7 protein-coding genes are annotated in these 11552 nt (G+C 72.4%); 3 read left to right on the plus strand and 4 right to left on the minus strand.

Going from position 1 to position 11552, the window contains the following annotated elements; genetic code table 11:
* Positions 1-127 precede the first annotated feature (127 nt).
* From ACFV61_RS16705 to ACFV61_RS16720, 4 genes are all read right to left on the minus strand, one after another.
* Positions 128-1426, minus strand: a complete 1299-nt coding sequence (locus tag ACFV61_RS16705) for a coproporphyrinogen-III oxidase family protein (protein WP_063346370.1) — start codon at positions 1424-1426, stop codon at positions 128-130.
* A gap of 65 nt (positions 1427-1491) precedes the next feature.
* Positions 1492-2997, minus strand: coding sequence for a radical SAM protein (locus ACFV61_RS16710; protein ID WP_380492312.1), 1506 nt, complete (start codon positions 2995-2997; stop codon positions 1492-1494).
* Positions 2998-3032: 35 nt separating this feature from the next.
* Positions 3033-4469, minus strand: a complete 1437-nt coding sequence (gene amrS, locus ACFV61_RS16715) for an AmmeMemoRadiSam system radical SAM enzyme (RefSeq protein WP_063346372.1) — start codon at positions 4467-4469, stop codon at positions 3033-3035.
* 852 nt (positions 4470-5321) lie between these two features.
* Positions 5322-5960 carry a TetR/AcrR family transcriptional regulator C-terminal domain-containing protein gene (locus tag ACFV61_RS16720; protein ID WP_380492314.1) on the minus strand — a complete coding sequence of 213 codons (639 nt, stop codon included), beginning with the start codon at positions 5958-5960 and terminating at the stop codon, positions 5322-5324.
* Between the two features lie 55 nt (positions 5961-6015).
* Here ACFV61_RS16720 and ACFV61_RS16725 point away from each other — a divergent pair, with 55 nt between their 5' ends.
* The 3 genes from ACFV61_RS16725 (at position 6016) to ACFV61_RS16735 (ending at position 11506) form a co-directional block, all read left to right on the plus strand.
* The gene (locus ACFV61_RS16725) at positions 6016-7530 is read left to right on the plus strand and encodes an FAD-dependent monooxygenase (protein WP_063346374.1); all 1515 of its coding nucleotides are present in this window, start codon (positions 6016-6018) and stop codon (positions 7528-7530) included.
* A gap of 147 nt (positions 7531-7677) precedes the next feature.
* A complete protein-coding gene (locus tag ACFV61_RS16730) occupies positions 7678-8580 on the plus strand; it encodes an N-acetylglucosamine kinase (RefSeq protein WP_380492316.1) in 903 nt (300 codons plus the stop codon).
* Between the two features lie 121 nt (positions 8581-8701).
* Complete coding sequence (locus ACFV61_RS16735) at positions 8702-11506, plus strand: penicillin acylase family protein (protein ID WP_380492320.1); 2805 nt, start codon at positions 8702-8704, stop codon at positions 11504-11506.
* Positions 11507-11552 lie beyond the last annotated feature (46 nt).

The following is an 11552-nucleotide window of genomic DNA, read 5'->3' on the forward strand; positions in this document are numbered from 1 at the left end:
AAAGTCCCGGTGAAAGTCCCGGCTCAGGTCCCGGCTCAGGTCCCGGCTCAAGGCCCGGCGGAAGGCCTGGTGCGAGCACGTGCGCGACAATTCGCTCTGCCCCTCGTCACAACACCCGCCGATCAGGTCACTCGACGAGCTCCGATATGCCGAACCGTACCTCATCCCCTTCGGCGGGACTGAGATCTTCCGGCGCGTAGAACAGCTCGTACACATTGGTCGACAACAACTGACCGAGCCTGGTCAGCGCATACACGTCCGTGCCCCGTTCCTCCAGCCAGCCCTTGTCGATGAGCTGCTCGATCTCCGCCCCGAAGACGGCCTCCATGGTGACGCCGAACCGGTCGTGGAAGTCCGGCCGGTTGACCTCGCACATCTTGAGGCCGCGGATCATGACGCGGCGCATTTCCTGTTCCTTGGTGAGGTACGTGGCGAAATCCAGCGGAATTTGACCACTTCCGACCATCTCGTAGTACTTCTTGAGCGGCTTGACGTTGACGAACAGCCGGTCGTGGATCACGCTCTTCGACGAGACGCCGAATCCGATCATCGGCCAGGTCCGCCAGTAGTACTCCAGGAAGCGCGAGTAGTCGGCGCAGCGGTCGGGGTGGTAGTACCCCGTCGAGCTGCGCCGGGCGAAGCCCGCCGCCTCCAGCGCGTCGATGGCGTACTCGTACATCCGGCGCTCGTCCTGCGCCGAGGGGAGCGCCATCTTCCCGGACGTGATGAGCGAGTGGAACGCCGTCTTGGGCCAGATCTCCAGGCCGTAGGCCGTGATACAGGCCGGTTCGAGTTCGATGGCCCGGTCGACGCTGCGCTTCCAGTCGTCCACGGACTGGTCGGGCAGCGGGAAGATCAGGTCGATGTTGGTGTGCGTGAAACCGCCGTCGACGACGGTGCGGAAGGCGCGTTCGGCGGTGGCCAGGTCGTGCGAGCGGTTGCAGATCTCCAGCAGCCGGTCGTCGAAGGCCTGGACGCCGACACTGAGCCGGGTGAACCCGGCCTCCCGCATCCGCGCGATCTTGGCCTCGTCGACCGTCGAGGGGTCGAATTCCAGGCCGATCTCCGCGCCCTCGTTGAATTCGAACGATTCCCGGCAGGCGTCCAGCAGCCGGGCCGTCTGGTCGCCGGTGAGGATGCCCGGCGTACCGCCGCCGAAATACACCGCGTCGACCCGGAACGCGGGGAAGGCCCGATTGGCGGCGAAGGCGCGGATCTCGCGTTCGAGCGCGTCGACGTACTGGGCGAAGTGCTGCTCGTTCCGGTTGATGTAGACGGTGTAGTCGCAGAATCCGCACTTGGTGATGCAGAACGGGACGTGAAGGTAGAGCACCGCGTTCTCGGGGCGGAAGTACTCGTCGTACTCGTGGTGCCGGTATTTGAACGGGTACGTGTGGATGTTCCGTCGGATGATCTTCTCGGCCATCTGCGGTCGCTCCTTCGTCGGGGCCGGCCTGGCGTGGTGGTGGACGGGTCCGGGGGCGGAGGCCGTCAGCAGAGGACCTGGAACGGGCGGACGTCGGCGGCCGCGTCGAGGGCCGGCCGGTCGTTGGGGACCACCGGGCGCCCGCACGAGACGAAGAGGTCGTCGTAGCGCTCCCGCGACCGCTCGCGGTAGTCGGCGGCGGAGCGGGCCAGCATCTTGACGACCTCCTCCGCGAGCATCAACTGGTACTGGCAGGACTCGGTGTTGAGGACGTTCACGTCGCCCGAGGCCACGTGGTTCTCCTGCCGGCAGCCCCCGCCGCACAGGTAGCGGGCCCAGCAGGACCCGCACACCCGGTGCTCGTCGACGGTGCGCCGCCACTCGGGGTGGTCCCGGGTGAGGCCCTCGGCCCCGGTGCCCACGTCGAAGCCCTGGTCACCGACCAGGCGGTGGCAGGGGCTGACGCTGCCGTCCGGGGAGTGCGTGTAGTACGTCCGCCCGCCCGAGCAGAACGCCAGCGCCGCCGCGCCCTCGGTCACCATCTGCACGGCCCGCTCGTACTCCAGCACGCCCTTGAACCGGTTGTCGGGGGCGAACAGCCGCGGGTAGTGGACCAGGAAGTCCTTGAACTGCTCCACGATGCCGGGCTGGAGGAAGTGGTTGATGTACTGGATGCCCTTCGGCTCGGACAGCTTCCGGTCCCCCAGCGTGAGGGCGATCGGCACCGTCGTGCCCTGCTCCACCGGGTAGACGCCCGGATAGATCTGGAAGTAGTCGAAGAGGTCGAGCCCCCACAGGTCGAGCACGCTCTCGGTGAGGCTGGGCTGCGCCGTCGCGATGGTCATCCGGGCCACCAGGGTGACGTCGTCGCCGCACGCCTCGCGCAGCCGGAACAGGTTGCGGATGATCCGGTCGTAGGATCCCTTCCCGTTCTTGGACGGGCGGTTGGCGTCCTGGACCTCGCGGCCGCCGTCGATCGAGACCGAGACGATGAACCGGTGGTCGCGGAACAACTCCTCGACGCCCTGGGGCATCAGGGTGAGGTTGGTCGAGATCCGGTGGACGAACTCGGGGCCCGAGCGCCCGGTGAGGTCGCGGGCGCGTTCGCAGATCTTGCGGATCACCGTGAAGTTCGCCAGCGGCTCCCCGCCGAAGAACTCGAAGCGGACCCGCTGCCCGGGCGCGGCGTAGCGGTGGATGAAGTCGAAGATCCAGGCGATCGAGTGCTCGCCCATCGCCTCGGTGATCCGGCCGTAGTCCCCGCCCTCGGCGAAGCAGTACGTGCAGGCGAGGTTGCACACGTTCGTCAGGTTGACGTTGACCGCGAAGTCGGCGCCGTCGGAGAGCGCGCTCTCCCGGAGCCGGATGCGGTTGGCCTCCCGGCCGGTGGCGGCGCCGGCCTGCAGCCGCTCCCACGCCCGCCGCTCGTCCAGCCGCAGGTGGTCGACGCCGGAGGCCAGCCGCTCGGCGGTGTCCGCCGGGGCGAGCAGCAGCCGGTGGCTCCCGGTGATGAGGACGGCCGACAGGTCGTCGCTGAACGGCAGGACGCGGTAGTCGGTCCCGTGCCGCATCGGACCCGCCTGCTCCGTCGTGCTCGCGGGCCCGGTCATGACCTGGCGCGGGGCTGGAAGAGCGGCAGCGGCGAGACGTCCTCGTTCAGCGTTCCGGCGGAGGCCTCCACGGTCGGGAAGTGCGCGCGGTCGAAGACCTGGTGGAGGCTGGAGGTGCACTGCGGCGGTACGGCCACCTGGACGCCGACCTCGCCCGCCGTGCTCTTGGCCGCGATGTACCGGAAGCTCTCCTGCGGGGCCAGGTCGATGACCTGCCAGCCCTGGTCGGCGGCCGGGTCGCCGTAGCGGCGGTGGTAGGCCCGCACCGGCGCGGCGGAGGTGTTGCGCACCTGGACGTGCAGGGCGCGGACGTCGCCGTGCCAGTCGAAGCGGGCCAGGTCCAGGCCCTCGGCGGCGGGGAGTTCCGGCACCCGGGCGCGCGGGCGGGCGTCGGGCAGCAGGACGATCGGCGAGCGGGCGCCGCAGCCGATGCAGGCGCCGGCCGCGTCCAGGCCGACCAGGTCGGCGTTCAGGCCGTAGCGGGTGATCTGGAGCTGCCCGCACCGGTGGCACCAGGTGTTGGTCGACTCCGTGTCGTACACGTTCCCCAGGTAGACGTGGTTGAGCCCCATGTCCATGGCGACCTTGCGGGCCCGTTCCAGCCGGTCGACGGGGGTGCGGATGGTGTTGGTCATCTTGTAGTCCGGGTGGAAGCGCACGAAGTGCGTGGGCACGTCGGGGCTGAGCCGCTCGCCGACGAACCTCGCCATGTCCCGGGCGGTCGCCTCGTCGTCGCTGAGGTCGGTGACCATCAGCGTGGAGACCTCGACGTGCTTCCCGGCCCGGAACACCTGCTCGGTGCCCTCCAGGACCGGTTCCAGCCAGCCCTTGGTGATCTTCCGGTAGTACTTCGGGTCCAGGGACTTGATCGACACCGAGAAGATGTCGATCACCGGGATCAGTTCCTCGATCGCCTCGCCGCTGATGAAGAACGCGGACTTGTAGAGGTTGACGATTCCCGCCGCCTTGGCGAGGGCGGCCGTCTCCACGACGAACTCGTGCCACACCACCGGGTCGTTGTAGGTCCAGGAGATCACCTTCACGCCGTGCCGGACGGCGATGTCCACGACCTCCTCGGGCGTGTAGTGGTAGACGTCCTTGTCCTCCACGTGGCGCGCCTGCGACGTCTTCCAGTTGTGGCAGTAGTCGCAGTTGAGCATGCAGCCGACGTTCCCCATCGAGAGGATCCGGGCGCCGGGCGCGTAGTGGAACACCGCCTCGGTCTCGATGGTCTCCTCGGTGGCGTGGACCGAGCGCCCGTAGTTCAGGGTCACCAGGCGGCCGTCCCGGTTGGCCCGGACCATGCAGAATCCGTGCTGGCCGGGGCGGATCCGGCAGTTCCGGGGGCTGAGATGACATCGGACCACGCCGTCGTCCAGGCGTTCCTCCAGCCTGGCGGGGCGTGGTTCCTTGTCCCAGGTGTTCTGCGACATGGCTGTTCCTTCCGTGCGGTGGTACGGACACGGTGGTACGGAGGCGGTGGTGCGGCGGCGGCGAATCGGGGCCGGACGGATCGGGGCCGGACGGGTAGATCCCGCACGGCCCGGCGCGGTCGTCCGCACCGGGCGGGGCCCTCCGGATCAGGCCGTCGCCGGAGGAGGTGCGGTCACGTGCGCGGGGCACGCCGGGACGGGGCGCGCCGGGGCGGCGCGGTCGGACAACCCGAATTCCCGCACTGCAGTGCGGAATTCGACATCGGCCCGCCCGTACATCCGCCCGTACATCCGCCCGTGGTCCGGAACCCCACTGTCCCGGTTTCTCGCTTTCACCGGGCGGGCCGGTTCCGCGCGGGTTTCCGCGGTCACGAACGTCAAGCGGATCTCACTTTCCCTCATGACGAAGCCACTGCTGAGAAAAACGCCTCGCGAAGAGGCCGAAGCGGAGCGGGAGTTCGGTGAGAAATTCGCCAACTGCGATGAGCTTCGGCGTATGGGCTCCCGCCTGTCAAGAAGTCCGCGTGCCGCCCGATCCGGCCAACACCTCGAAGCGGACAGCGCCCTCCGGTCGCAGCGGGGCGCAGGTTAGGCAAGCCTCACAAACGGTGATCTCGCGCCTGCCCAGCGGGTTCCCGGGCCGGGGAACGGCGGGGGCCGATCCGGCGGGGCGGCGCGGCCGGGATCGCCCGATGTGGGAGGAGGGCCGAAAATCGCCGCCGGTCGGCGGAATACCTGCTGCCACAGAGCCGATCGGCCGCCCCACCCGCCGCTCGCCGAGCACCGGTAAAGGCAGTCCCGAGGGGGGGCGTGTGGAGCGACCGGGGCAACGAGGGGGCGGCCGTTGGGAATTCAGGGGGCGATGGGGCCGGACGGGGAGAGGATCCGGGAGAGGCCGAAATCGAAGCGCTCGGCGAAGGCGGCGTCCTCCAGGTGCGGGACGACCCGGACGAGCGCCGGGTAGCCGCCGCCGGCGAGGGCCGGGCCGAGGGTGTGCACGCCGTCCTGGGCGGCCAGGGCCTGCTCCTCCTGGGTCAGGCCGAGGGTCAGGTACTGGATGGTCCAGAACACCCAGGACGCGCGGCGCTCGTCCAGGCCGCCGTCGAGGAGCGCGGCGATCATCGCGTCGGCGAAGCGCAGGGTGCCGGGCTCGGCGGCATAGGTGCCGGCGACGATGACCGCGCCGTCGCGGTGGGCCAGCAGGCACCGGCGGTAGCGGTGGGCGAGTTCGCGGGCCCGCTCGTGCCAGGGCGCGGGCAGGTCGTCGAGCGGGATCTCGCCGACGATCGCGTCCGCCATGAGTTCCAGCAGGCGGCCCTTGGTCTTGGCGTGCCAGAGCACGGTGTTCATCCGGACGCCGAGCCGTTCGGCGACGCCGCGCACGGAGACGGCGGCGGCGCCCTTGTCGTCCAGCAGGTCGAGGGCGGCGCGGACCACCGTGTCGGCGTCGAGTCGGGTCCGGGGGGCATCCGGGGCTTGCTTCTTGGTCACTGACCTAGTCTACTGGAGCCAAGTCATTGGTCACTGACCAAGAGAGGGATGAGTCATGGAACAGGTCGTCATCGCCGGCGGGGGCCCGGTCGGGCTCTGGCTCGCCGCCGAACTCCGGCTGCAGGGCATCGAGGTCACCGTGCTGGAGAGCCGCGCCGAACCCGACCCGCACTCGCGGGCCACCACCGTGCACCCGCGCACCCTGGAACTGCTGGCCTCCCGCGGCCTGGTGGAGCCCTTCCTCGCCGAGGGCGTCCGCATCCCCGGCGGGCACTTCGCCGCCCTGCCGCCCCGGCTGGACTTCAGCCGGCTGGACACGCCGTACCCGTTCACGCTCGCGCTCCCCCAGGTGCGCACCGAGGAGCTGCTGGCCGAACACCTCCGCTCGACCGGCGCCCGGCTGCTGCGCGGACACCGCGTCACCGGGCTGGACCAGGGCGACGACGCGGTCACCATCCACGTCCACGGCCCGGACGGCCCCTACCGGCTGCGCACCGCCTACCTGGTCGGCTGCGACGGCACCCGCAGCACCGTGCGCGAGGCGGCGGGCATCGGCTTCCCCGGCACCCCGGCCACCGCCTGGGCCTGGATGGCGGACGCCGTGCTCGACGCACCGCCGCGCTGGCGCTCCGTCTCCAACGAGCAGGGCACCGTGATGGTCTTCCCGCTGCCCAGCGGGGTGCACCGGGTGGTCGGCAACGACACGGCGACCGTCCACACCAAGCCCGGCCCGCTGACCTTCGAGCAGCTGCGCGCCAAGGTCCGCGGGATCACCGGGACGGACTTCGGGATGCGCGAGGCCGGCTGGATCTCCACCTTCGGCAACGCCTCCCGCCAGGCCGACCGGTACCGGCACGGGCGGGTCCTGGTGGCGGGCGACGCCGCGCACTCGCACTTCCCGGCCGGCGGGCCCGGACTCAACGTCGGCATGCAAGACGCCGCCAACCTCGGCTGGAAGCTCGCCCGCACCATCACCGGCGCCGCCCCCTACGGCCTGCTCGACAGCTACCACGCCGAGCGCCACCCGGTCGGCGTGGAGCTGCTGCGCTCCACCCACGCCCAGTCCGGGCTGATGACCGACCACTCGCCGACGACGCTGGCCCTGCGCGGTCTGCTCGCCGAACTCATCACCGGCGTCGACGAGTTCTCGGACGAACTGGCCGGTCGCGCGGCCGGCCTCGCGACCGCCTACCCGGCCGACCCCGGCAGCGGGGCGCACCCGCTGACCGGCTCCCGGGCGCCGGACCTGAGGCTCGCCGGGCCCGCGGACGGCAACGGCCTGTTCACGCTGATGCGAGGAGGCCGCCACGTCCTGCTCGACCTCACCGGCCGGGCCGGCGCCGAGTTCGCCGCCCTCGCCCACGCCACCAGCCCGGGCGTCACCGTGCACAGCGCGCCGCTCGGCACGTCACGGCCCGCCTGGCGCGGTGTCACCGCCGCCCTGGTCCGGCCCGACGGGCACCTGGCCTGGCTCACCGAGGAACAGCACCTCCCCGCACTGGTCAAGGCCGCCCACACGGCCGTCACGGCGACGACCGCCCACCCTTCCGCCGCGGTCCCTCTACGCTGAGGACCGGTCGGCCCACGGGCGCCCCCTCCGGAGCCCCGAGGGCCGGCGGCAGCCGCTCGCGCAGGTCCGCGGCGCCCTGCCGGCCGCCGACCTGATGCCGCTCACCACCACCCCGGCCACCCGCCGAGCCCGCACCGGAGGCGCCCGATGACCACCCTCCACCTCGGCGTCGACGCCGGCGGCAGCCGCACCCGCGCCGTCCTCCTGGACGCCGCGGGCGCCGTCCGGGGCCGCGGCGAGAGCCCCGGCGCCAACCCCGCCGGAGAGGGCCCGGAGCCGGCGCTCGGCCGGCTGGCGGCGGCGGTCACGGCCGCCCTCGACGGGCGCGGCCCGGGCCGGATCGCCGCCTGCCTGATCGGCCTCGCCGGGTACCGCTCCCTACCGGACCCGGACGCGTTCGCCGAGCGCTGCCGGGCCGCCCTCGGCCTCCGCCACCCGGTGCGACTGGTCCCCGACACCGTCCCGGCCCTGGCCTCCGGCGGCGTCACCGACGGCCACGGCACCGTCCTGATCGCGGGCACCGGCGCGATCTGCGTCCGGCTCGCCGGTGCCCGCACGCTCGCGCGCAGCGGCGGGCTCGGCTGGCTGCTCGGCGACGAGGGCGGCGGCTTCTGGCTCGGCCGCGAGGCCCTGCGCCACGCCCACGCCGACCCGGCCGGCCCGCTCGGCACCGCCGTCCGCGCCCACTGCGCCGCCGACTCCCCCGACGCCCTGCTCCACTGGGCCTACGCCGGCCCGCCCCGCCGGCTCGCCACCCTCGCCCCGCTGGTCTCCCGGCTCGCCGCGCAGGGCGACCCGGCCGCCCGCGCCATCGCCGACACCGCCGCCGACCACCTGGCCGGCCTCGTCCGCGCCACCGCCGCCCCCGCCGAACCCCTGGTCCTCACCGGCTCGGTGGCCACCACCCCCGGCCCGATCCGCGACCGCCTCCACCACCTCCTCGCCGACCTCCACCCCCGCCTCCCCCGCACCGACCCCGCCACCGCCGCCGCCCACCTCGCCACCCGCCTCGCCTCGCCTCGCCTCCGGGCGGCAGACGGTAGGCGGTAGACGGTCCCGACGGATCACCAACTCCACTGCGCCCCACCGGAAATGGCATGCACGCCACTAGCCAACCGGTCAGTAACGCCCCTACCGTCGAGCTCCCGTGGCTTCGACGGAGGAGCTCCCCTTGCGCCTACGCCCCCACCCCCTGCGCTTCCCGGCCGCCGCCGCCGCGTCGGCCCTGCTCATCACCGCCGCCCTGACCACCACCCCCACCGCCGCCGCCCCCGCAGCCCCGACCGCCACCGCGGCCGACTACTGCGGCGGCCACTGCCGGGACATCCTGCCGCCCGGCGAGAACGGCAACGCCACGCTCGCCGAGATCCTGCTCAACCGGATGTTCGGCAGCCGCCCCGCCCACACCGACGACCAGCTCGGCCCGTACGCCGCCCTCGCCTCCGGCTACCCGGGCCTGACCGAGGCCAAGCTGCGCGACTTCTTCAACGACGCCTCCTTCGGCGTCCCCGCCGACCAGGTGGCCAGCACCATCAGCCCGCGCGCCGACGTCACCATCGTCCGCGACAAGGCCACCGGCGTCCCGCACATCACCGGCACCACCCGCTACGGCACCGAGTACGGCGCGGGCTACGCCGCCGCCCAGGACCGCCTGTGGGTGATGGACCTGTTCCGGCACGTGGGCCGCGGCCAGCTGTCCGGCTTCGCCGGCGGCGCCGCCGCCAACCGCCAGCTGGAGCAGAGCTTCTGGCAGGCCGCGCCGTACACCGAGGCGGAACTGCAGCAGCAGATCGACGCCCTGTCGGCCCGCGGCGGCCGGGCCGCCCAGGCCCTCACCGACGCGAACGCCTACCTCGACGGCATCAACCAGTACGCCAAGGAGTCCTACAACGCCCGCACCTTCCCCGGCGAGTACGACCTGACCGGGCACATCGACCCGATCACCAACGCCGGGTCGATCGAGCCGTTCAAGCTGACCGACCTGGTCGCCCTGGCCTCCGTGGTCGGCGCCCTGTTCGGCTCCGGCGGCGGCGGTGAACTCGCCTCCGCCCAGGTCAAGTCGGCCGCCGAGGCCCGCTACGGCAAGGACGCCGGGGACGCGGTCTGGAAGTCGCTGCGCGAGGCCGACGACCCGGAGGCCGTCCAGACCCTGCACGACGGCCAGCGCTTCCCCTACGCCCCCGTCCCCGACGCCCCGCAGGGCGAGGCGCTGCCCGACCCCGGCTCGGTGGTGCCCGAGCGGATGATCTACGACGCCACCGGCACGGGCGCCGGCGCCGCGAGGACCGCCGCCCCGGGCGTGCTGCCCGGCAACCTGCTCACCGCCAAGCACGGCATGTCCAACGCCCTGCTGGTCTCCGGCGCCCACACCGACGACGGCCACCCGGTGGCCGTGTTCGGCCCGCAGACCGGCTACTTCGCCCCGCAGCTGCTGATGCTGGAGGAGATCCAGGGCCCCGGCATCAGCGCGCGCGGCGCGGCCTTCGCCGGCCTGAGCTTCTACGTGCAGCTCGGCCGCGGCCAGGACTACGCCTGGAGCGCCACCTCCGCCGGGCAGGACATCACCGACACCTACGCCGTCCCGCTCTGCACCACCGACGGCTCCCCGGCCACCACCGCCGCCAACTCCTACCTCTGGCACGGCCAGTGCGTCCCCTTCGACCGGCTGGAACGCAAGAACACCTGGAACCCGACCACCGCCGACTCCACCGCCGCCGGCTCCTACACCCTGGTGATGTACCGCAGCAGGTACGGCCTGGTGACCGCCCGCGGCACGGTCGGCGGCGCCCCTGTGGCCTTCACCTCGCTGCGCTCCACCTACCGGCACGAGGCGGACTCCATCATCGGCTTCCAGGAGCTCAACGACCCGGGCGCGGTGCACGACGCGGCGGGCTTCCAGCAGGCCGCGCAGGACATCAACTACACCTTCAACTGGTTCTACGCCGACTCGCGCGACATCGCGTACTACAACTCCGGCAGCAACCCCGTACGCGCCCCCGGGGTCGACCCCGGCCTGCCGCTGCGCGCCGAACCGGCCTACGAGTGGGCCGACTTCGACCCCGCCACCAACACCGCCCGGTACACCCCGGCGGCCGAGCACCCGCAGTCCGTCAACCAGGACTACTACATCTCCTGGAACAACAAGCAGGCCGACGGCTTCACCTCGGCCGGGTTCGGCAACGGCTCGGTGCACCGCGGCAACCTGCTCGACGACCGGGTCAAGGCGCTGCTGCGCAACGGCGGCAAGGCGAGCCGGGTCTCGCTCACCCAGGCCATGGCCGGCGCCGCCCTGGCCGACCTGCGCGCCGAGGACGTCCTGCCGGACCTGATCCGGGTGCTGCGCAGCGCCCCCGTCACCGATCCGGCCGCCGCCACCGCGCTCCAGCAGCTGGAGGCCTGGCTGGCCGGCGGCGCCCAGCGGAAGGAGACGTCGCCCGGCAGCCACGGCTACGCGGACGCCGCCGCGATCCGCGTCCTGGACGCCTGGTGGCCGCTGGTCGCGGAGGGCGTCATGCGACCCGGCCTCGGGGACCAGCTGTTCACGGCCCTGACCGGCGCCCTGCAGATCAACGAGTCGCCCTCCGGCGGCCAGACCGGTCCCGGCAGCGGCGGCCCCGTGAGTGCCAACGAGGCGATCCCGCACAAGGGTTCGGCCTTCCAGTACGGCTGGTGGAGCTACCTGGACAAGGACCTGCGGTCCGTCCTGGGCGACCAGGTGGCCGGCCCGCTGGCCCGCCCGTACTGCGGCGGGGGCGATCTGGCGGCCTGCCGGGGCGTGCTGCTGGACACCCTGAAGCGGGCGGCCGCCCAGACCCCGGCCCAGGTCTACCCGGGCGACGCGGACTGCTCCGCCGGCGACCAGTGGTGCGCCGACACGATCATCCAGCGCCCGCTCGGCGGTGTCACGGACGACAAGACCACCTGGCAGAACCGTCCGACCTACCAGCAGGTGGTGCAGTTCCCGAGCCACCGCTGAACCCATGCCGCTGTCTTCCACCCGGGCGGGGGCACCCGCGTGGAAG

The sequence above is a fragment of the Kitasatospora sp. NPDC059817 genome (genome assembly GCF_042731835.1).
Classification (GTDB): domain Bacteria; phylum Actinomycetota; class Actinomycetes; order Streptomycetales; family Streptomycetaceae; genus Kitasatospora.

Bases quoted from the DNA above. Each gene is read 5' to 3' on its own strand.
- ACFV61_RS16705 (WP_063346370.1), bottom strand. From the start codon at position 1,426: ATGGCCGAGAAGATCATCCGACGGAACATCCACACGTACCCGTTCAAA.
- ACFV61_RS16710 (WP_380492312.1), bottom strand. From the start codon at position 2,997: ATGCGGCACGGGACCGACTACCGCGTCCTGCCGTTCAGCGACGACCTG.
- amrS (WP_063346372.1), bottom strand. From the start codon at position 4,469: ATGTCGCAGAACACCTGGGACAAGGAACCACGCCCCGCCAGGCTGGAG.
- ACFV61_RS16725 (WP_063346374.1), top strand. From the start codon at position 6,016: ATGGAACAGGTCGTCATCGCCGGCGGGGGCCCGGTCGGGCTCTGGCTC.
- ACFV61_RS16730 (WP_380492316.1), top strand. From the start codon at position 7,678: ATGACCACCCTCCACCTCGGCGTCGACGCCGGCGGCAGCCGCACCCGC.